Raw genomic sequence first — 21666 nt, 5'->3', positions numbered from 1 at the left:
ACGAAGGAGCCTTATGTCCGCACCCAACCTCACTCGCGACCAGGCGATCGAACGCGCCGCGACGGTGTCGGTCGAGAACTACCGCGTCGAGCTGGATCTGACCGACGGCGCGGGCAAACCGGGCGAGCAGACCTTCTTCTCCCGCAGCACCGTGACCTTCGGCGCGACACCCGGCGCGAGCACATTCGTCGACATCGTGGCGCGCGGCGTGCGCTCGGCGGTGCTCAACGGGACCGCGCTGGACGTCTCCGGTTACGACGAGTCGACCGGGATCACGCTGACCGACCTGGCCGAGCACAACGAGCTGGTGGTCGAGGCCGACTGCGAGTACTCGCACACCGGCGAGGGTCTGCACCGGTTCGTCGACCCCGCCGACGACGCCGTGTACCTGTACTCGCAGTTCGAAACCGCCGACGCCAAGCGGATGTTCGCCTGCTTCGATCAGCCGGATCTGAAAGCCACCTTCGACATCGCCGTCACCGCACCGGAGGACTGGCAGGTCGTCTCCAACGCGGCCGTGGTGCAGACGCTCGTGGCGGAGCCGGGCAAGCACGTCTTCCGCACCACCCCGAAGATGAGCACCTACCTGGTCGCGCTCATCGCGGGCCCGTACGCGCAGTGGACCGACGTCTACACCGACGACCACGGCGATATCCCCCTCGGCATCTACTGCCGCGCCTCGCTCGCCGAGCACATGGACGCCGAGCGACTGTTCACCGAGACCAAGCAGGGTTTCGGCTTCTACCACCGCAACTTCGGCGTGCCGTACGCGTTCGGCAAGTACGACCAGCTGTTCGTCCCCGAATTCAACGCGGGCGCGATGGAGAACGCGGGCGCGGTGACCTTCCTGGAGGACTACGTCTTCCGGTCCAAGGTCACCCGGGCGTCCTACGAGCGCCGCGCCGAGACCGTGCTGCACGAGATGGCGCACATGTGGTTCGGCGACCTGGTCACCATGAAATGGTGGGACGACCTGTGGTTGAACGAGTCGTTCGCCACGTTCGCGTCGGTGCTGTGCCAGTCCGAGGCCACCGAGTACACCAACGCCTGGACCACCTTCGCGAACGTGGAGAAGTCCTGGGCCTACCGGCAGGACCAGCTGCCCTCCACCCATCCGATCGCCGCGGACATCCCCGATCTCGCCGCGGTCGAGGTCAACTTCGACGGCATCACCTACGCCAAGGGCGCCAGCGTCCTCAAGCAGCTCGTCGCGTATGTCGGGCTGGAGCCGTTCCTGGCGGGCCTGCGCGCGTACTTCGCCGACCACGCCTACGGCAACGCCACCTTCGACGATCTGCTGTCGGCGCTGGAGAAGTCGTCCGGCCGCGACCTGTCCACCTGGGGTGCGCAGTGGCTCAAGACCACCGGATTGAACATCCTGCGCCCCGACTTCGAGGTGGACGCCGAGGGCAGGTTCACCTCGTTCGCGGTCGTGCAGGAGGGGGCACAGCCGGGCGCGGGCGAGCGGCGCGTGCACCGTCTCGCGGTCGGCGTCTACGACGACCAGGACGGAAAACTGGTGCGCACCAAGCGCGTCGAGCTCGACCTCGACGCCGCAGAACGCACCCAGGTACCCGAGCTGGCCGGCGTGCCGCGCGGCCAGTTCGTGCTGGTCAACGACGACGACCTCACCTACTGCTCGATCCGCCTCGACGCCGGTTCGCTCGATGTGCTGGTCAACCGCATCGCCGACATCGCGGAGCCGCTGCCGCGCACGCTCGCCTGGTCGGCGGCCTGGGAGATGACGCGCCAGGCCGAGTTCCGCGCCCGTGATTTCGTCGCGCTGGTCGAGCGTGGAGTCGGCGCCGAGAGCGAGATCGGTGTGGTGCAACGGCTGTTGATGCAGGCCAACACCGCGCTGGGCAGCTACGCGGAGCCGGAATGGGCCGCGACCACCGGCTGGCCGGAATACGCGAACAGGCTGCTGGAGCTGGCGCGCGAAGCCGAACCCGGCTCCGACCACCAGCTGGCCTTCGTCAACGCGCTGACCGGCGCGAAGTTGTCGGCCTGGCACACCGAGGTGCTGAGCGAGCTGCGCGACGGCGACCCGGCGAAGGTCGGATTGCCCGGCCTGGTGGTCGATACCGACCTGCGCTGGCGGATCGTGTCGGCGCTCGCGGCGGCGGGCGAGATCGACGCCGAGGGGCTGCACACTCCGGTCATCGATGAGGAGCTGGCCAACGACCCCACGGCCGCCGGCAAGCGGCAGGCGGCCGCCGCAGCGACGGCGCGTCCGATCGCCGAGGTGAAGGAGCAGGCGTGGGCGACGGTGATGGGCGACGATTCGGTACCCAACATCACCGCCCGCTCGATCGTCGGTGGCTTCGCGCCCGCCGGGCAGGGTGAGCTGCTCGCCTCCTACGTGGAGCGGTATTTCGCCGAGGTGCCCGGCGTCTGGGAGCGTCGTTCCAGCGAGGTCGCCCAGACCGTGGTGGTCGGCCTCTACCCGCACTGGGCGATCAGCGAGGACGCGGTGGCCGTCGCCGACAAGTTCCTGGCCGGCGATCATCCCCCGGCGCTGCGCCGGCTGGTCAGCGAGGGCAAGGCGGGGATCGAACGCTCGCTGCGGGCCCGCGCCTTCGACGCACAGCCGTAGACGAAACCGGCGCGTCCACCCTGGTCGGGTGGACGCGCCGGACTTACGGCAGCTATCGCGGTGCGCAACCGCAGCGGCCACACCACGTCTTACGAGCGAAGCGAGACCGCGCATTTACCGTTCGGAGCCACAAGAGGGCCGCGAACACCAGCGCCGCAGTCGCTGCAGGTGAAACAGCTACCTGCCGATGGCGGCGGCCATCACGCGGACGGCCGAGACCACGCCGTCGATCAACTGGCCCTGCCGGAACGAGCTCAGCGCGGCGGTGACGCCGAGCTGGCAGACGCGATCGTTCGCACGGTCGGCGACCGCCCGGCCCGAGCGCACCTCGATCGCCTTCTCGTTGGGCGAGACGGCGATGAGCACCGAGTGCGCCGCCTCGGGCGTGCCAGGGAAGATCGCGTCCGCGGACGCGGCCGGGTCCTCGCCCAGATCGCCGATGTAGACGTTGAAGCGCACCTTCGTCGCGCGGGTCGCCTCGGTGAGCACGTTGTCCATGGTGAGCCGCTCCACGTCGTTGAACGGCGCCTCCTTGAACACATCGCCTGCCTCGTGCACGCCGGAGACGCGTCCGCTGCTGGTGATCGCGTATCCGTGCGGCAAATCGGCTTCGACCACCGCGGGCCACTTAGAACCTGCCACTTGCCCGTCCTCCGATCAGCTCCACCGCGGTGGACTCGATGGCCGCATGCTGCTCATGCGGCGTTTCCGCGAAATGGTGACCCGAGCCGATCACCTCTTCGGTGGCACTCCACAGCACCGGCGACGCGGTCCACTTCTGGCCGAGGGCGAAGTGGACCGGCTTCTCGCCAGGCAGCGGCTTACCGAGGAACGACAATCCGGCGATGATGCCGTAGATCACCAGCGGTATGCCGGCGAAGATCAGCACTGTCTCGAGAATGCTCACGGATCAAAGGTAGACGATCCTCTGTAGTAGTTCTCCGTCCGGTCGAGCCGGATCGCCCTCCGTGTCGATTGCATCGGCTCCGAGCTGGGACTTTCCGACGCGCCTCAGACCAACCAGGCGGTCGCGTTCGGCGCCAGCTGACCTCCGTCGGTCGGTGCGCTGGCCAGCAGCACGTCTCCCGGCGGTAGCTGAATGGGCGCGTCCGAGGCGTTGAGCACGCAGACCAGTCCCCCCGGCCTGCGGAAGGCGAGACAACCCGCCGGGCTGCCGTACCACTCGATCCGATCCCCGGCGAACTCCGGCCGCAGCGCGCGCAGTTCGAGTGCCAGGCGATACAGCGACAAAGTCGACCCCAACTCCTCGAGTTGCGCTTCGACGGTCAGCGACGCCCAGTCGCCCGGAATCGGCAGCCACGGTGTCCCGGTGGTGAACCCGTACGGCGGCGCGGCACCCTCCCAGGGCAGCGGCACTCGGCAGCCGTCGCGGCCGCGCTGGGTGTGGCCGGAGCGCTCCCACACCGGATCCTGCAAGACGTCGTCCGGCAGGTCGTCGACGTTGGGCAGCCCCAGCTCGGCGCCGTTGTAGATGAACACCGCGCCCGGCAGCGCCAGTTCCAGCAGGATCATCGCCCGCGCCCGCGCGACGCCGAGCGCACCGCCGCCGTAGCGGGTGACCTCGCGCTCGATGTCGTGGTTGGACAACGTCCAGGTGGGCACGGCGAAGACCGGTGCGACGGCCGACAGCGAGTTGTCGATCGCGTCACGCACCGCTTCGGCGTCGAACGCCGATTCCGCGAGGCGGAAGTTGAACGCCAGGTGCAGTTCGTCGGCTCGCACGTACTCGCCGAAGCGGGTGTTGTCGTTCACCCACACTTCACCGATGGTGACCGCGTCCGGGTACTCGTCGACCACCTTGCGGATCCGGCGGTGGATGTCGTGCACGGCGGGATTGTTGAACCGCGGGTCGCTGTCGTCGTGCGCGAGCAGGGCCGAGACGGACAGCTCGGGCATGTCGGGCAGACCGTCGGGTTTGGCCATGCCGTGTGCGACGTCGATCCGGAATCCGTCCACCCCGCGGTCGAGCCAGAACCGCAGCGTCTGCTCGAAATCGGCGGCGACCTCGGGGTCGGCCCAATTCAGGTCGGGCTGCTCACGGGCGAAGATGTGCAGGTACCACTGGCCGGGAGTGCCGTCGGGTTCGGTGATCCTGGTCCAAGCGGGGCCGCCGAAGATGCTCGGCCAGTTGTTCGGCGGCTCGGCGCCGCCGGGGCCGCGGCCGTCGCGGAAGATGTATCGATCGCGCTCCGGGCTGCCGGGAGCCGCCGCCAGCGCCGCGCGGAACCACGGATGCTGGTCGCTGGTGTGATTGGGCACCAGGTCCATGGTGACCTTGATCCGGCGGGCATGCGCCTCGGCGATCAGCGCGTCCATCGCGGCGAGACCGCCGAAGAGCTGATCGATGTCGCGGGGATCGGCAACGTCGTAGCCACCATCGGCCATCGGCGAACGCATCACGGGACAGATCCACAGCGCGTCGACGCCGAGCAGTTCGAGGTAGCCCAGTTTGTCCCGGACTCCCCCGAGATCACCGACCCCGTCTCCGCTCGAGTCCGCGAAAGATCTCGGATAAACCTGGTAGAACACGGCCGACCGCCACCACGACTGCGTGGTGCGATCCACCGGCGCCGTTAAGGCTGGTGCATCACTCACATCCGCAATAGTGCCAAAGTTTCGAGGCGAAAGCCTTCTCCCGGCACACAGTTTCGAATAGCGGGCAAATACCCAGCACTGCCACCCGCACAGGCGAAAAAGGCTGCTCCGCTCCGCCTCTCGCACGCAACCGTCACGCCACCTGCGGTTCACCAGCGAATGTTTCGCCACCACAACGCGGTAGAAAACACACCAGCGCCGCGGTGCTGCGCCGCGGTCAGAACGGGGCGTTCACCAACGAGTTGGCAGCCATTTCCAGGTAGTCGAGCAGCGCCTTACGGTGCTCGTCGTCGAGCGTTTCCGGCTCGATCTCGGCGACCGCGATACGCATGCACCGCAGCCACGCGTCCCGCTCGATCGGTCCGATGGTGAACGGCATGTGCCGCATGCGCAAGCGGGGATGGCCGCGCTCGTCGGAGTAAGTGCGCGGACCGCCCCAATACTGCTCCAGGAACATCCGCAAACGACGCTCCGCCGGACCGAGATCCTCCTCCGGATACAGCGGGCGCAGCACCTCATCGGCGGCCACCTCGCGATAGAACGTCGCGACGAGCCGCCGGAACGTCTCCGCCCCACCGACCGCCTCGTAGAACGACGTCGCCGTTTGCTCGCCCGAAGTCATAGACCCTCTCGCTTCACCGGATGCGCCGCTGTCCATTGTGCCCGCGCCCGGGCACCGCCGCCGTACCGCCCTTGCGCCGCCGATCGGCAACCGGAACATCGCGCCGGAATGGCACTTCAGCCACAGTTAACCGGACATTGTTGAAAATCACCGTGCAATGCCCGACATTCCATGGTCAACTGGGGGACAGTCTCTGCTTTGCAGATACCACATGATCCTGCCAATCATGAAATCGAGGTCGAGATGAAGCAGCGGCACGGCGCCCGATCACATGAGGCGCGAGCGCACCGACAACTCCAGCCCGCCGACGTCCACAATTGTGGGTCGGGGGCTACTCCGCTGCACATCTTGTCCGAACGATATCCGGGTGGACATCGTGGCCATCACGACCACGGACCCCGCCCGACCGCCCCGCCCGCCGAGGGCACGAATTGGCTCAAGACCAGGGTGTTGCTGTTGAACGCCACCTACGAGCCGCTCACCGCATTGTCCGCGCGCCGCGCGATCGTCCTCCTCATCTGCGACAAGGCCGACGCCGTTCACCACAACGACGAAGGGCCGGTAGTGCACTCCGCCGATACGTCGGTGGCCATTCCCTCGGTGATCCGCCTGCGCACCTACGTGCACGTTCCGTATCGCGCCAGGGTGCCGATGACCCGCGCCGCGCTCATGCACCGGGATCGCTACCGCTGCGGCTACTGCGGCGGCAAGGCCGAGACCATCGACCACGTCATCCCGCGCAGCCGCGGTGGGGAGCATTCCTGGGAGAACTGCGTCGCCAGCTGCGCGCCGTGCAACCATCGCAAAGCCGACAAACTGCTCAGCGAGCTGGGCTGGACGCTGCGTGCCCCACTGGTCTCCCCGAAGGGCCCGCACTGGCGCCTGCTGTCCACTACCGCCGAACTCGACCCCGTGTGGTTGCAGTATCTCGACGAAGGCGCCGCCTGACCGATCAGGTGTACTCCACCACCAGCGTCGCCCAGGTCGGCGACGCCAGTGCCTCGAACACGTGCGGTTGGTCACCCGGGTACGCGATGTAGTCGCCCGGGTGTAGTTCGACGGGCGCGTCGACGGGGCCGACCAGCGCGCGCCCTTCGGCGAGCAGGACGTGCTCGACCACACCGACGCTATGCGGATCCGATCGCCGCGCACGCCCCGGTTCCGCGGTGATGCGGAACAGGTCGCGGCGGGAATTGGCCGGCCCGGCCGCCAGCAGCGTCGCCCGGTACTCCGACTGCTCGGCCGCCACCACCGGCCCCTCACCGGCGCGAATGACGTGCACGTTCGGGCGCGGCGGGTCGAGCAATCGGGAGAACGGCATGTCCAGGGCGACGCACAACGCCCACAAGGTCTCCAGGCTCGGATTCCCGGTTCCCGATTCCAATTGCGACAGAGTGGATTTCGCGATACCCGCCCGGCCGGCGACCTCGCTCAGCGAGAGTCCGGCCCTGGCGCGCTCGCGGCGCAGCGCGGCGGCGATCACCGCCTGTGGTGTTGTCGTCGCGTCCTGCTGCGTCATTCCCACCTCTGCTTGTTTTGCAGCGCCTTCGGCACCGCGTGTGCCGCGATTATGCCGTGGGGTCGTGGTGTTGTGGTTGCGCTGGAGTGCTGGGTGGTTGCGGTGCGGACATGTTCACAGCGCGTGTCCTTCGGAGCTCTCGCCGGGAAACCATATTGACGAAGTGCGGCGGCATGTTCACTATAAACTACATGCGTTCGATATGGCGAACACTCGATCGGAATGCGCTGCTAGGGATCGGGGCGGTGTGCCTCGCCGTCGGTGTGATCGGGATTTCCTACGGGGCGACCGCGGTTGCGGCGGGCTTTCCGGTCTGGCTGCCGGTGCTGCTCGGGTGCGTGGTGCTGGCCGGAAGCTCGGAGTTCCTGTTTCTCGGGATCGTTGCCGCCGGCGGCAACCCGATCGCGGCCGTGCTGGCAGGACTGCTGGTGAACGCGCGGCATGTTCCGTACGGGCTGTCGGTTCCCGACGCGGTCGGCACGGGCTGGCGCCGCTCGCTCGGCGTTCATCTGATGAACGACGAGTCCGTCGCGATGACCATCGCGCAGCCCGACGCGCCACGCAGACGGGCGGCCTACTGGATCACCGGCGCTGGGGTGCTGCTCGCCTGGCCCGGCGGCGCCGCCGTCGGAGCGCTGATCGGATCGGTGGTCACCGACACCTCGGCGCTCGGACTCGATGCGGTGTTCCCCGCGGTCCTGCTAGCGCTGGTGTTGCCCGCGCTGCGTGACCGGACCACCCTCGCCGCGGTGGGTGTCGGCACCGCGATCGCCCTGGTCAGCGCTCCGTTCCTGCCCACGGGGCTGCCGGTGCTGCTCGCCCTGTCCGGGGTGCTGGTCGCGGCGCGGCAAAAGCCTCTACCAGCGACCGCGCGGGGAGCGGCGTGATGCTGGCAGCCGGAGTCGTCGCTCTCGCCGCGGGCACCTACGCGTTCCGCTGGGCCGGCCCCGCACTCCGCGACCGAGTGCGCCTTCCCGAACGTGTGGTGTGGCTGCTGGAGATCGGCGCCGTCGTATTGCTCACCGCACTCGTGGCCGTCACCACCTTGCCGCTGGGCACCGCAGACCTCGGATTCGCGGTGCCCGCAGGCGTTTTCGCGGGTGGACTGGTCGCATGGTTCCGACGCCCCATTCTGCTGGTCATTCTCGCCGCAGCCGCGACGACGGCAGTCCTCCGCTACATCGGCGTCTCTTGAGCGGCACCGTGCCCGCAGCAGGAGGCGGCGCCGTCCCCTCCTGCCGACGGCGCCGCCTGTCCCATCGATCGCATCCGAGCGCTCCTGTGCTACTCGGGTTTACAGTCCGCGGCCCGCATTGGCACCGATCCAGCGGCAGCGAAAGAACTAGAGATGTGCGTATTTTCGATGCCGACCCCCGCTAGGCCGTGATGGTCACCCGGCGACTCACGCGACGGAGCGATACAGCGCGCGTTCGGACGGCCTCGCACCGCCGCGGCCGGAGCGACATGCGCTCGGCACCAGTTCCTTCAAACCGACCGAAAGGCAGTTTTCACTGCGGGAATCGGTCCGACGCGGCTGTAGGGCCTTGTCCTCCGTCGAGAGGTCGGCCGCCCACCGCGGATCGCGGGCGAGCAGGAATGAACGCACCAGCGCTTCGTGGGGAGGCAGCGGAGCGGCCGAGCCCCGCGACCTCATCCCGAATGATGATCGGTAGCGACGATCCCCGGCTGACCGCCCTCCGGCGCGGATGGTGCGCCGCACCCGGCGACGACCATCGAACGACGCGATCAACGCGGTAGCAGAGGAATTCCACCGCCGAGCCGACGCGCGACCGAGCCGTAGCGAGCGTCGAGTCGCAGCCAGGTTCTGGTCGCGCGGACACGGACGATCTCGGCGGCTGGGATACGGCGAGGGTCGGCCTTCTCCCCCGAGTGCGGGATGAAATCCATCGCCGTGAGCGCGAAGACGACACGCATCGGCACCTGCACCCGGGTACCCGCGCCGGACACGGTCAGCACCGCCTGATCCAGCAACGAGGCGGGCGGGCCGTGGCCGCTGCCGTGTTCCTTCGCCAGCTGCGCACCCTGCTCGGCGAGCTCGACCAGGGTGCGTGCGGGCACGTCGTCGACGTGTGCGAAACCGTCGACGGGTGGCAGCGCGCCGCGCCATGCGGAGTCCATCGAATATCCGAGGTCGATCGGACTGCCACCGGCCGAACCGGCCAGCACGAGGTCGGCGCCGACCGTCACGTCGTCGACGCCGAGTTCGGCGACCACGGTGCGCATCGCCAGCGCTTCGAAACCCGTCGCCACCCAGGCCGAGACGTATTTCTCCCCGCGGCGGCGCAGGCGCACCACCGCCCCGGGGTCCAGCCGCACGGCCCTGGTCAGAAACGTCGCGAGATTCTCCCGCTCCGCCGGATCGGGCACATGCAACACTCGTTGTTCCGCCATCACGGCCGCTCCGCCGTCAGCACTCCGCCGCCACCGACGCGGTCGCTCAGTCCATCCATTCGGACAGGTAATCACGCTCGGCGTCGGTGAGCCTGCGCAACCGCTGCGCCCGCATGTCGAACGCCGCGATCTGCGTGGACGCCACCACGGCTGCGGGCGAGTCGGGCAGCGCGCCCGCCGCCCGCACCTCGTAGCCGATGGTGAAGTCGACCGCGCGCAGCTGCTCGATCCACATGGCGATGTCCAGCGGCGTATCCTCATGCCGCAATTGACCGCGATAGCGGACACGCAGATCGGCGAGGACGCACCCCTCACGCAGCGGTGCGGTCGGGCGGCCGTCCTCGAACAGCCACGGAATGCGCGCCTCTTCCAGCAGCGTCACCATCCGGGCATGGTTGACGTGCTGGAACACGTCCATGTCCGACCACCTGACATCCACCTTGGCGTGGAACCGCTTGGGCAGCACCAGGCTGCCCGCGGCCTTCCCGCTGCCGCTCACCGAACTCGTCAACGTGGTACCTCCGATTGAGCGCCCACCCCGCTCACCATGCTCCGCACTTGCCGCGCTGCAACCGACAACGTGGCGAGATCGTGGGTTCCGGACTCGAACAATTCCGACAGCGCCGCCCTGGCTCTGCCGAGGCGGGACTGATTCTTCGACTCCCAGTATGCAATCTTCTCGTCCGCCGTCTCCTCGGGGTCGCCGCCGGAGAGCACGTCGAGCGTGAGCGAGCGCAGCGACCCGTACATGTCGTCGCGCAGCGCGAGCCGCGCCAGCGCGTGCCAGCGGTCGCCGCGTTCGAGGTGGCTGACCGCCTGCAGCAGCCAGTCGATCTTGAGGTGGTCGTTGAGCGCGTAGTACAGCGACCCGACCTCGTCTCCGTCCCGGTCGGTGATGTCGGCGATGTCCACGATGTCCAGCAGCGGGAAGAGGTGGAGCAGACCGAACACCTCGGTGGCGAGGTCGGTCGGCGCACCGCGAGCGATCAACTCGGCGGACCGGTCGGTGAGCGAGAACACGTGGTGCCCGCGCAGCCATCCCGGCACCTTGGGGGCGAGTTCCCGCACGTCGGCCCGGTACCGGCTGATCTCGGAGCCCACCGCGATCGGCTGCGGGCGATTGCTCAGCAGCCACCGGGATGCCCGGTCGAGGGTCCGCTTCGTCTCCAGTTCGAGCAGGTCGCGCACCGGGGTCGGCGCGTCACAGGCGCGGATTCGCGCCCATCGTTCGTCCAGGTCGAAGATTCCGCTCGCCGCGGCGAAGGCGCGCACCGCGTCGGTGGTGGTGGCGCCGACCTCTTCGTTCAACCGGTGCGCGTAGGTGATGCCGCCGTAGTCCACCATCTCGTTGACGATCATGGTGGTGACGATCTCCCGGCGCAGCCGGTGGCGTTTGATCGCCGCTCCGAACCGGTCGCGCAGCGGCGTGGGGAAGTACTCCGGCAGCCGCGCGGCGAAGTATTGACTGTCGGGCAGGTCGGAATCGAGCAGATCGGCCTTGAGCGAGAGCTTCACGTGCGCCATGAGATTGGCCAGCTCGGGCGAGGCCAGTCCGGCGTTCTCCTCCAGCCTGTGCTTCATCTCCTGGTCCGAGGGCAGGGCCTCGAGTTCGCGGTCCAGGCCGCGACGCTGTTCGAGTTCCTCGATGAGCCGCGTCTGCACGCTGAGCATCTGCGGCGCCTCGGTGCGCGAGATGCCCATGAGGAAGTTCTGCGCCACATTGTCCTGCAGGACCATCTGGGCGACCTCGTCGGTCATGGAGGCCAGTAGCGGGTTGCGCTCGTCCGGCGGCAGCTGACCGCCGGAGACCACGGCGTCGAGCAGGATCTTGATGTTGACCTCGTGGTCGGAGCAATCCACGCCCGCCGAGTTGTCCAGCGCGTCGGTGTTGATCTTGCCGCCGTTGCGGTTGAACTCGATGCGGCCGAGGGCCGTGGCGCCGAGATTGCCGCCCTCGCCGATCACCTTGACTCGCAACTGATCCCCGTTGACCCGGACCGCGTCGTTGGACTTGTCGCCCACCTCGGCGTTGGTCTCGGTGCTCGCCTTGATGTAGGTGCCGATACCGCCGTTCCACAACAAATCCACCGGAGCGAGCAGGATCGCGCGAACCAGATCCGGCGGCGACAGCGATACGACGTCGTCGCCCAGGCCGAGAGCCGCCCTGGCCTGCGGGCTGATCGGCACGGCCTTCACGGTGCGATCCCACACACCGCCACCGGGGCTGATCAGCGACGTGTCGTAATCCGCCCACGACGACCTCGGCAACGCGAACAACCGCTGCCGCTCCCGGTACGACCGCGCCGCGTCGGGAATCGGGTCGAGGAAGATGTGGCGGTGGTCGAAAGCGGCCACCAGACGAATGTGCTCGGACAACAACATGCCGTTGCCGAACACATCACCACTCATGTCACCCACACCGACCACCGTGAAGTCCTGGGTCTGAGTGTCGATCTCCATCTCACGGAAATGCCGCTTGACGCTTTCCCACGCACCCTTGGCCGTGATGCCCATCGCCTTGTGGTCATAACCCGCCGAACCACCCGAAGCGAACGCATCACCCAACCAAAAGCCATAACTTTGGGCCACGTCGTTGGCGATATCGGAGAACGTCGCGGTGCCCTTATCGGCCGCAACGACCAGATAGGTATCGTCACCGTCACGCCGCACCACCCGAGCGGGCGGAAGCACCTCCCCGCTCGCGCGATCCACGTTGTCGGTGACATCCAGCAGGCCCGAGATGAACGTGCGATAGCAAGCCACACCCTCGGCGCCCAGCGCCTGCCGGTCCGCGACCGGATCACCGGTGGCCGCGGGTGGTTGCTTCACCACGAAACCGCCCTTGGCGCCGACCGGCACGATGACCGCGTTCTTCACCGCCTGCGCCTTCACCAGGCCCAAGATCTCCGTACGGAAATCCTCCAAACGGTCCGACCACCGCAAACCACCACGGGCCACCGGCCCGAAGCGCAGGTGCACGCCTTCCACCCGCGGCGAGTACACGAAGATCTCGAACTGCGGCTTCGGCCTGGGCAATTCGGCGATCTCCCGTGGCTCGACCTTCACCGACACGAAGTCGCGCGGTTTGCCTTCCGCGTCGGTCACGTAGAAGTTCGTCCGCAGCGTCGCTTTGACCAGGCCGAGGATCGCGCGCAGGATGCGGTCCGCGTCCAGGCTGACCACCTCGTCGATCCGCCCGCGCACCTGGGTCTCCAGTTCCGCGGCGTGCTCGGCGGAGACGGTGTCGGGGTCGAAGCGCGCCGCGAACAGGTCGACGAACAGGCGCGCGATATCCGGATAGGTGAGCAGCACACGGCAGATGTTGGCCTGGCTGTACGGAAAATTGGCCTGCTGCAAGTACTTCGCGTAGGTGCGCAGGATCGACACGGCCCGCCACGGCAACCGGGCACGCAGCACGAGCTCGTTCATCCCGTCCGCCTCCGCGCGGCCGTACCACATGGCCGCGAAGGCTTCCACGAACCGTTCCCGCAGCCCGCGCACCTCCGCCTCCAGCACGTCGGCGCGTTTGGAGGACTCGAGCAGTTCGGCGTCCAGATCGCGATCGAGCGAACTGCGCAGCAGCTCCGGGCGGGCCAGCAGGCCGAAGTCGTAGATCCACCGCTCACCGCCGGTGCCGTCCGCCGCCGCCTCCAGCGCGATCTGGTACGGCCGCTCGTCGACCACCTCCACACCGAGGCTCTGCAACAGCGGAAGCACCTGGCTCAAGGAGATGCCGCTACCACCGACGTAGAGCGTGAAACGCCACGAGCCCGGCGCCGAATCCGGCTTCCGGTACAGATATTGATCGATGACGCCGTCTCGCAAATGTTCCAGGCGCACGATGTCCCTCAGCGCGCGGGCCGCGGCGAAATCCTGTTTGTAACCCTCGGGGAAGGCCTCCGCGTATCGCTGCACCACCGCGGGATCCAGCACCGTCGACGTGCTCACCTCGTCGTTCAGCCGGTCCTCCCAGGTGCGGCTGGCCTCGGCGAGCATGTTCTGCAAGCGCAGCCTGGTGGGCTCGGAGGTATCGGCGCCGGGCGGCGTGCGGCGCGGGACACCGAGTTCGGCCTCCGGCATGCGCACGGTGAAATACACTCGCGCCAACTCGCTTTCGCCCACCCGCGCGGAGTAGTCGATGGACACGCCACCCAGTTCGCGGACCAGGATCTCCTGCATCTCGAGCCGAGCGCTGGTGGTGTACCGGTCCCGCGGCAGGTAGACCAGGCAGGCGACATAGCGACCATAGGTGTCCGCGCGCAGGAACAGGCGCACCTGGCGCCGCAGGCTGACGCTCAGCACGGCGGTGGCGGTGCGGCGCAGCGTCTCGCTGTCGGCGGAGAACAGCTCGGTGCGCGGGAAGGACTGGATGACCTCGAGCATGGCCTGACCGGAGAACGAGTCCAGGTCGAATCCGCTCTCCTCGATCGCCGAACGGACCCGGCGTTCGATCACCGGGATGTCCAGAACGTTCTCGTGCACGGCGGTGACGGTGAAGACGCCGATGAACAGGTGTTCACCGACGATGGTTCCGTCGGCGTCGAAATCGGCCACACCGACGAAATAGGGATACACCGCACGATGCACGGTGGCGGGGACCAGCCCCTGGGTCAGCGTGAGCAGCGGACGGTCACCGCCGTTGACCGGCACGTGGAAGTCGGTGCCCACGTCGGGCCGCAGCACGCCGAGGCAGGTGTCGGGCACGACGGTGGACATCTCGCGGCCCTGGTCGGTGCTCAGTCGGTAGCGCGCGTAGCCGAGCAGGGTGAAGTTCCCCCCGGCCAGCCAACGCAGCAAGTGAGCGGTGTCGGTCAGTTCGGTCGGCTGGAACAGCGCGGACCCGGATTGCGCGGCCGATTCGAGATCGTCGGCCAGTCTGCTCTGCACGTCTTCGATGGCCTCGGTGTCGCCGATCACCTGACGCACGTCGTCCACCACGTCCGGCACCGCGGATTCGATCTTGGCCAGCAGCGCCGCACTGGTCGACGGGTGCAATTGCACGTGCATCCAGGACTCCCGCAGTCCCGCCCCGCCGGTGCCGTCCACCTCGTGCGCGGCGGCGTGCGTCAGCCGCCCCTCCTCGTCCCGCTCGACCTCGAAGATCGGGTGGATGATCTCGCTGACGCTGGCGCCGATCCGGCTCAGCGACGAGCTGATCGACTCGACCAGCAGCGCCATGTCATCGGTGACGATCTGCACCGCCGCACCGATTCCGGAGCCGTCGTCCGGGTGGTACACCCGCACCAGTGCGCGACCGGGGCGGCGCGTCACCGCCAACTCCAAGTGCCTTCGGAAGATCTGGGTGATGCCGGTGATCGCACAGTCCACATCGCCCGCGTCGACGTGGCGGAAGTACGCCTCCTCGAGCGTCGCGAGTTCGCCGCGCAGTGACTGCGGCAAACCCGCGGCCCACGCCGCGCTGGACAATTCGGACGAGACGGTCATTTTTCGCCAACTCCCTCGGATATCGGTTCCGTAACAAAGTGACGCCGGTCCGAGAGTAACTGTGCGCCGATGACGCGTGGGTGAATTCCCTTTTCACATCCGGTGGTTCACCACGACGGCGGAGTTCGCCGCTCGTGTGCCGAGATCACACGCGACAACCTCGGGCACAGCACAGAAGTCGGACCCGCGAACGTCAGGTGAGCGCGACAGGTCGTATCCGTGGCGGCAGCGGCGCCGCACCGGTACCTCGGGTCAGCTCGACCACCGCGTCGGCGGTCGAAGCCACCGATTGCTCGAACTGCGCCTGCGCATTCACGACTCCCACCCTAGCGAGCTACGCGCGGGTAGGTGTCACTCCTGTTCCGCGTTCCCCGGAAAGACTTTTCGCGCCACCCCACCGCGGCCGTCGCCCCCGCTCTCGACCCGAACTCCGGCTCAACCGCCCCCGCATGGCACACCAGCAAACGCCAGGCAGCGCTCACTCGCTCATAGCAGGCAGGCGGGCACCCTGGCAAGGAGAAACCTCGCCGACACCAGATCCAGCGGCGGTGAAGGTGCCCCGGACGTATACCGAACAGTCGGAGCCCTTCCCCGCTCACCGGCCAGGCCCAACAAGGTTTACGCTGCGCGGGGCGAACTGCATCCGAGTGACCCACCCCGGGAACATATGCGTCCGACGTCCCTGCCTTGCCCCCTATGGCCCCCAGCAACCACCGCCGACCGGGGCCCTCCACAGGCGAGGTCCTGCGCCGCCCGAAGTCGAACCGTGGGGTCCGCCGAAATCCGGGCTTTCGCGGCGTTGTCGACCTCGCCCGGCCACAGCATCCAGGCAGTGCGGCACGTAGGGCGGGTGCGGCCGCACCGTGCACCCGCCTACGCCGACGAACTCAGCCGCGGGTGAGTTTGCGGTGCGTAACCCGGTGCGGGCGGGCCGCTTCCGGGCCGAGCCGCTCGACCTTGTTGGCTTCGTACGCTTCGAAGTTGCCCTCGAACCAGAACCACTTGGCCTCGTTGTCGGAGTCGCCCTCCCACGCGAGGATGTGGGTGCAGGTGCGGTCCAGGAACCAGCGGTCGTGCGAGATGACCACGGCGCAGCCGGGGAACTTCTCCAGCGCGTTCTCCAGCGAGCCGAGGGTCTCGACGTCGAGGTCGTTGGTCGGCTCGTCCAGCAGGATCAGGTTGCCGCCCTGTTTGAGCGTCATCGCCAGGTTCAGCCGGTTGCGTTCACCGCCGGACAGAACGCCTGCGGGCTTCTGCTGGTCGGGGCCCTTGAAGCCGAACGCGCTCACGTAGGCGCGCGACGGCATCTCCTGCTGGCCGACCTCGATGTAGTCGAGGCCGTCGGAGACGACCTGCCAAACCGTCTTCTTGGGGTCGATGCCCGCGCGATTCTGGTCGACGTAGCTCAGCTTGACCGTCTCGCCGACCTTCACCTCGCCGCTGTCCGGCGACTCGAGCCCGACGATGGTCTTGAAGAGCGTGGTCTTACCGACGCCGTTGGGCCCGATCACGCCGACGATGCCGTTACGCGGCAGGGTGAACGACAGGTCCTTGATCAGCTGACGGTCGCCGAAGCCCTTGTCCAAGTGCTCGACCTCGACCACCACGTTGCCCAAGCGCGGGCCCGCGGGAATCTGGATCTCCTCGAAGTCGAGCTTCCGCATCTTCTCGGCCTCGGCCGCCATCTCCTCGTACCGGCCGAGGCGAGCCTTGTTCTTGGCCTGCCTGGCCTTGGCGCCGGAACGGACCCAGGCGAGCTCTTCCTTGAGCCGCTTCTGCAGCTTCTGGTCCTTCTTGCCCTGGACCTCGAGCCGCTCGGCCTTCTTCTCGAGGTAGGTGGAGTAGTTGCCCTCGTACGGGTAGGCGCGGCCGCGGTCCAGCTCCAGAATCCACTGGGCGACGTTGTCCAGGAAGTACCGGTCGTGGGTGACCGCGAGCACGGCGCCCTGGTACTGCGCCAGGTGCTGTTCGAGCCAGTTCACGCTCTCGGCGTCCAGGTGGTTGGTCGGCTCGTCGAGCAGCAGCAGGTCGGGCTTGCTCAGCAGCAACTTGCACAGCGCCACGCGGCGGCGCTCACCACCGGAGAGGTTGGTGACCGGCTCGTCCGGCGGCGGGCAGCGCAGCGCGTCCATTGCCTGCTCGAGCTGGGAGTCCAGGTCCCACGCGTCGGCGTGATCCAGGTCCTCCTGCAGCTTGCCCATCTCCTCCATGAGCTCGTCGGAGTAGTCGGTGGCCATCAGCTCGGCGATCTCGTTGAAGCGATCCAGCTTCACCTTGATCTCGCCCATGCCCTCCTCGACGTTGCCGCGGACGGTCTTCTCCTCGTTGAGCGGCGGCTCCTGCTGGAGGATCCCGACGGTGGCGCCGGCAGCGAGGAACGCGTCACCGTTGTTCGGCTGGTCCAGTCCGGCCATGATCTTCAGCACGCTGGATTTACCCGCGCCGTTCGGGCCGACGACGCCGATCTTGGCGCCGGGAAGGAAGTTCAAGGTGACATCGTCGAGCACGACTTTGTCGCCGTGCGCCTTGCGAACCTTCTTCATTTGGTAGATGAACTCAGCCATAAGTGTGAAGCCTATCGGTGCGAGAGATGAGGGGACGAAGCAGAGCTACCCTGCCGCCGGGACGAAAACCGGCCATGCGATCAAGCGTCGACCGGCTCGGGCGCGTTGCCGCGCGGCGGTGCCGAATCGGCGGCAACGATATTCTCCCCCGGCGCGTCGCCCACCGGCACCTGACCTTCAGCGCTCGCGATCGCGGAAGTATTCCGTGGCGGCAGGTCGGACAGCCGCGTCAAGTGCGCGACACAGCGGGACAGGTCCGGTCCGACCGCGGTGGCGCGCATCTCCAGGTCCCGTCGCTCCACACCGTCCTTGCTCCGGTACTCGTGGGAGCGCAGCTGGCCGTAGGCGATGATCGGATCGCCGCGCCGCAGTGACGCGTCGACACCTGCCACCAGCCTGCGCCAGCAGCTGACGGTGAGATAGAGGGTGCCGTTGTCCACCCATTGCCCCGACGTCTGGTCCAATCGGCGGGAATTGCTGGCCAACCGGAAGGTGACCACCTGCTCGCCATTGGTCAGATCACGCTTGACCGGATGGGTGGCGATCGTTCCGATCACGGTCGCATTCGCCTCGTACATAGCTACGCCCCTTCACATTCGGATCCGGAACCGCCCGGAATGTCCTCCCCCTCCAGGAGGCACTTCCAGCGTGCGCCGACTTCGCGGACCCGAGCGATCCGATCCGGGAATGTGCACAACTTCCCGAAATGTGAAGATCGAGCTTTCACGCCCGCGTGGTCAGAACACCGCCACGTCGGTATTGGCGCCGCAGAGGACCACGACCGGTCGCTCGTCCGGCGCGGGAACGTAGACGCCGCTGTGCACTGCGGCCAGCGCCGTGGCGCCGGACACTTCCACCAGGATGCGGAATTCGCGCCACAGATATTCCCGCGCCGCGCTGATCGCGTCGTCGCTGACCAGCACCGAGCGCACGCCGTGGCGGCGGGCGACGTCGAGTGCGATGTCACCGATCCGGGTCGGCCCCAGCGAGTCGACGGTGATCCCGGACCCGACAATGTCCACCGGACGCTCGGCCGCCAACGCCGCGCGCAGGATCGCGGCGCCGTCGGGTTCCACCCCGATCACCCGCTGACGCCGCCCGACCGCGGCCGCGATGCCCGCGACCAGTCCGCCACCGCCCACCGCGGCCAGCACCGGCGGCCGACCACGTACCTGCTCCTCGAGTTCCAGCCCCACCACACCGATGCCCGCGACCACCGCGGGCAGGTCGTAGCCGTGCAGCAGCAGCGCGCCCCGTTCGGTGGCCAGCTCGGTCGCGTGCTGCAAGGCCTCGGCGTAGCAGGTGCCGTGCCATAGCACCTCCGCGCCGTGCGACCACATCGCGGCGACCTTGGTGTGCGGCGCCGTCTCCGGGACGACGACGGTGCAGGATTTTCCGAGCCGCGCCGCGGCCAGCGCCGCCGCGATACCCGCGTTGCCGCCGGAGGCGATCACCACCTGATCGACCCCGGCGCCCGACTCGAGCAGCGCGTTGAGGCTGCCGCGTACTTTGAACGTCCCGCCGTGCTGGAGGTGCTCGAGCTTGATCGTCACCGGGACGGGACCGGACGGGCTCGCGATGGAGGTGTGGAAGACCGGCGTCTTACGGATCTGCCCCGCCAGCCGCTTGCGTGCGGATCGCACGTCCGACCGTTCCACCCGCCCGGCCGGTCTGTGTGGGGAGACCGTGGTGGCGCGTTCACTCACTTACGCACTTCTCCATCTCGCTTGGCCAGTTCGGCGAACATCGCGTTGTGTGCGGCGAGTGCGGCGTCGTTGTCGCGTTCGGCGGCTCGATCGGTGCGCTGCGCGAGTCGCTGATCGCTGCGCGACCATTGGATCAGCAACGCCAGCATCACCACCACCAGGGGGACCTCACCGCTCGCCCACGCGAGGCTGCCGCCGGTGCGCTGGTCGCCGAGCAGATCGCCGTTCCAGCCGAGACCGAGGCCGTGGTAGAACCAGCCGCCGAGCACCGTGGTCATGCTCATCAGCGCGATGCCGAAGAACGCGTGGAACGGCAGCGAGCCGAACACCATGGCGAGCTTGGTCAACGGCTCCACCTGCCTCGGCTTGGGATCGATGCCGATCACCACCCAGTAGAACAGGTAACCGCTGAGCAGGAAGTGCACGTTCATCAGCAGGTGCGCCGCGTGCGAGTCGGCGTAGCCGTCGAAGATACCGCCCAGGTACAGCGCGTAGAAGCCGCCGACGAAGATCGCCGACGCCACGATCGGGTGAGTAAGGAAACGCGAGACCGGGTTGTGCACCGCGGCCAGTAGCCATTCCCGCGGACCCGGCACGCCACCGCGGCCGGCCGGCGGCAGCGCGCGCAGCGCCAGCGTCACCGCGCCACCGAGCGCCAACAGGATCGGCGCGAGCATGGACAGCGCCATATGGGCTCCCATATGCACGCTGAACATCGCGGGTGAGTACCGGCCGACGCCGGAGGAGGTGGCGACGAGCAGCACCACACAACCGGACAGCCAGGCGAACGTCCGCCCGGCCGGCCACGCGTCACCCCGCGCTCGCAGCCGCCGCACGCCGAGCAGGTACAGCACCGCGAGCACGATGGACAGCGTTCCGAAGATCAGATCGAACCGCCAGTCGAACGCCAGGCGAGCGAAGCTGGGCGGCCCGGCCAGGTTGTAGCCCAGCTCCACTTCGACCGGCGTCGGAACGGAATCCGGCGGTGGCGGCGGCGTACGGCCGAGCCCGACCGCGAGGCCGATGGTCGCGGCGAAGATCAATACTTCGACGCCCGCGTACCGCACCAGGGCCAACCGGTCGCCGGGATCGGCCGCCAGGGCGGGCAACGAGGCGCGGCGCTGCACGTAACCGAACACACCGAGCACCGCCAGCGCGGCGGCCTTGGCCAGCACCAGCCTGCCGTAGGTGCTGGAGAGCAGTTCGTCCAGCGGCACGCGGACCCAGGAGTTGATCACGCCGCTGACCGCGATCACGGCGAAGGCGACCGTGGCGGTCGACGAGAAACGCCGGGCCGCGACGTCGGTGTACGCACCGCCGCGCAGGGCGTGCGCGAGCACCGCGAACAGGCCGCCGACCCAGACGGCGGACGAGATCAGATGCAGGATCAGGCTGTTGGTCGCCACGTCGTGCGACCCGCCCGAGGAGGAATGGCCGGTCAACGCCAGCGGCATCATGGTGGCGATCGCGGCCCCGAGCAGGACCGGAGTCCAGCCCCAGCGCAATGCGAGGCGGCAGCCCACGGCGACGATCAGGGCGAAAACGACGGTCGTCCGCCAAGCTCCGGCCAACTCGATTCGATCGATCGCCTGCCACAGTTCCTGCGGGCGCAGAACTTCCCCCACCGGCCGTCCGGTGGTGTCCGAAACCGTCAGCGGCACCAGCAGCGCCGCGCAACACGCCCAGACCACCGCGAAATTCGACGCCCTGCGCACCGCGCGATACCCGCCGACGTCCAGCAGCCCGTTCGACTGCGGCGGCACCAGGAAGGCCGCGAACAACAGCGAGCCGACTGTCAGCGCGGCCGACAGGTCGGCGAGCGCCCGGACCGCGGGCAGTCCGTAGGTGGTCGCCGCACCCGGGTCGGGGATGCCGAGCAGGCTCAGTGCCTGCGCCGCCGACAACCCCACCACCAGCGCCGCGACCACGGCCGCGGTGGCGCCGGCCAGCGCGGTGATCGTGCCGAACGTCGCCCCCGACCGAGCGGCCTCGACTCGGGGAGCGGCGGACGAGGTGGGGGCGGAGGACATACGACTGAGCGTAGTTCGGCGAGTATTCCGTGGCCCGGTCGGGTTTGTACCGATATCCTTGGCCCCGATCACCACGGCGCGTCACCTACTGTTCGGGATGGCTGAAACGTTGCTAACGCTAAGAATCCGGCCACCTGGACGCTCGCTATAATCGAC

At 68.1% G+C, this 21666-nt stretch carries 17 protein-coding genes; 4 read left to right on the top strand and 13 right to left on the bottom strand.

Going from position 1 to position 21666, the window contains the following annotated elements:
* Positions 1 to 13: 13 nt before the first annotated feature.
* The gene (pepN, locus tag ABZW96_RS18135) at positions 14 to 2596 is read left to right on the top strand and encodes an aminopeptidase N (protein ID WP_355075934.1); all 2583 of its coding nucleotides are present in this window, start codon (positions 14 to 16) and stop codon (positions 2594 to 2596) included.
* A gap of 177 nt (positions 2597 to 2773) precedes the next feature.
* On the opposite strand, the gene ABZW96_RS18130 is transcribed toward pepN, so the two are convergent.
* The 4 genes from ABZW96_RS18130 to ABZW96_RS18115 form a co-directional block, all read right to left on the bottom strand.
* Positions 2774 to 3238, bottom strand: a complete 465-nt coding sequence (locus tag ABZW96_RS18130; protein ID WP_355075932.1) for a DUF5130 domain-containing protein — start codon at positions 3236 to 3238, stop codon at positions 2774 to 2776.
* Positions 3225 to 3503 carry a hypothetical protein gene (locus tag ABZW96_RS18125; RefSeq protein WP_355075930.1) on the bottom strand — a complete coding sequence of 93 codons (279 nt, stop codon included), beginning with the start codon at positions 3501 to 3503 and terminating at the stop codon, positions 3225 to 3227. Before ABZW96_RS18125 ends, ABZW96_RS18130 begins: the two co-directional genes overlap by 14 nt.
* Before the next feature lie 104 nt (positions 3504 to 3607).
* Positions 3608 to 5182 (bottom strand): alpha-amylase family glycosyl hydrolase, encoded by a 1575-nt coding sequence (locus tag ABZW96_RS18120; RefSeq protein WP_355075994.1) that lies wholly within the window; start codon positions 5180 to 5182, stop codon positions 3608 to 3610.
* A 247-nt stretch (positions 5183 to 5429) separates the two neighbouring features.
* Positions 5430 to 5834: a globin gene (locus ABZW96_RS18115; protein WP_195043276.1), complete on the bottom strand. Its 405-nt coding sequence runs from the start codon at positions 5832 to 5834 to the stop codon at positions 5430 to 5432.
* A gap of 243 nt (positions 5835 to 6077) precedes the next feature.
* On the opposite strand from ABZW96_RS18115, the gene ABZW96_RS18110 reads away from it, so the two are divergent.
* Positions 6078 to 6782, top strand: a complete 705-nt coding sequence (locus ABZW96_RS18110; RefSeq protein WP_355075927.1) for an HNH endonuclease — start codon at positions 6078 to 6080, stop codon at positions 6780 to 6782.
* Positions 6783 to 6786: 4 nt separating this feature from the next.
* On the opposite strand, the gene ABZW96_RS18105 is transcribed toward ABZW96_RS18110, so the two are convergent.
* Entirely contained in the window at positions 6787 to 7353 is a 567-nt protein-coding gene (locus tag ABZW96_RS18105) for an XRE family transcriptional regulator (protein ID WP_355075925.1), read from the bottom strand.
* 191 nt (positions 7354 to 7544) lie between these two features.
* Here ABZW96_RS18105 and ABZW96_RS18100 point away from each other — a divergent pair, with 191 nt between their 5' ends.
* Positions 7545 to 8240 carry an AzlC family ABC transporter permease gene (locus ABZW96_RS18100; protein WP_355075923.1) on the top strand — a complete coding sequence of 232 codons (696 nt, stop codon included), beginning with the start codon at positions 7545 to 7547 and terminating at the stop codon, positions 8238 to 8240.
* Positions 8240 to 8548 carry an AzlD domain-containing protein gene (locus tag ABZW96_RS18095; protein WP_355075921.1) on the top strand — a complete coding sequence of 103 codons (309 nt, stop codon included), beginning with the start codon at positions 8240 to 8242 and terminating at the stop codon, positions 8546 to 8548. Before ABZW96_RS18100 ends, ABZW96_RS18095 begins: the two co-directional genes overlap by 1 nt.
* Positions 8549 to 9099: 551 nt before the next feature.
* Here the strand turns inward: ABZW96_RS18095 and ABZW96_RS18090 are convergent.
* From ABZW96_RS18090 to ABZW96_RS18055, 8 genes are all read right to left on the bottom strand, one after another.
* Entirely contained in the window at positions 9100 to 9765 is a 666-nt protein-coding gene (locus ABZW96_RS18090) for a hypothetical protein (protein ID WP_355075919.1), read from the bottom strand.
* A gap of 46 nt (positions 9766 to 9811) precedes the next feature.
* Positions 9812 to 10264, bottom strand: coding sequence for a thioesterase family protein (locus ABZW96_RS18085; RefSeq protein ID WP_355075992.1), 453 nt, complete (start codon positions 10262 to 10264; stop codon positions 9812 to 9814).
* Positions 10265 to 10272: 8 nt separating this feature from the next.
* Positions 10273 to 15210 carry an NAD-glutamate dehydrogenase gene (locus tag ABZW96_RS18080; protein ID WP_355075917.1) on the bottom strand — a complete coding sequence of 1646 codons (4938 nt, stop codon included), beginning with the start codon at positions 15208 to 15210 and terminating at the stop codon, positions 10273 to 10275.
* A gap of 193 nt (positions 15211 to 15403) precedes the next feature.
* Positions 15404 to 15526 carry a hypothetical protein gene (locus tag ABZW96_RS18075; protein WP_355075915.1) on the bottom strand — a complete coding sequence of 41 codons (123 nt, stop codon included), beginning with the start codon at positions 15524 to 15526 and terminating at the stop codon, positions 15404 to 15406.
* Between the two features lie 571 nt (positions 15527 to 16097).
* On the bottom strand, positions 16098 to 17774 hold the full coding sequence (gene ettA / locus ABZW96_RS18070; protein ID WP_039796561.1) for an energy-dependent translational throttle protein EttA: 1677 nt from the start codon (positions 17772 to 17774) through the stop codon (positions 16098 to 16100).
* Between the two features lie 80 nt (positions 17775 to 17854).
* Positions 17855 to 18352 (bottom strand): single-stranded DNA-binding protein, encoded by a 498-nt coding sequence (locus ABZW96_RS18065; protein WP_355075913.1) that lies wholly within the window; start codon positions 18350 to 18352, stop codon positions 17855 to 17857.
* A gap of 159 nt (positions 18353 to 18511) precedes the next feature.
* Positions 18512 to 19480: a serine/threonine dehydratase gene (locus ABZW96_RS18060; protein ID WP_355075911.1), complete on the bottom strand. Its 969-nt coding sequence runs from the start codon at positions 19478 to 19480 to the stop codon at positions 18512 to 18514.
* On the bottom strand, positions 19477 to 21510 hold the full coding sequence (locus ABZW96_RS18055; RefSeq protein ID WP_355075909.1) for a cytochrome c oxidase assembly protein: 2034 nt from the start codon (positions 21508 to 21510) through the stop codon (positions 19477 to 19479). The genes ABZW96_RS18060 and ABZW96_RS18055 overlap by 4 nt, the downstream gene beginning before the upstream one ends.
* Positions 21511 to 21666: the final 156 nt, after the last annotated feature.

The sequence above is a fragment of the Nocardia sp. NPDC004168 genome (genome assembly GCF_040610355.1).
Taxonomy (GTDB): domain Bacteria; phylum Actinomycetota; class Actinomycetes; order Mycobacteriales; family Mycobacteriaceae; genus Nocardia; species Nocardia sichangensis.
Note: the sequence above shows the minus strand (reverse complement) of the source record. Positions and strands in the feature narration are given on the sequence as shown.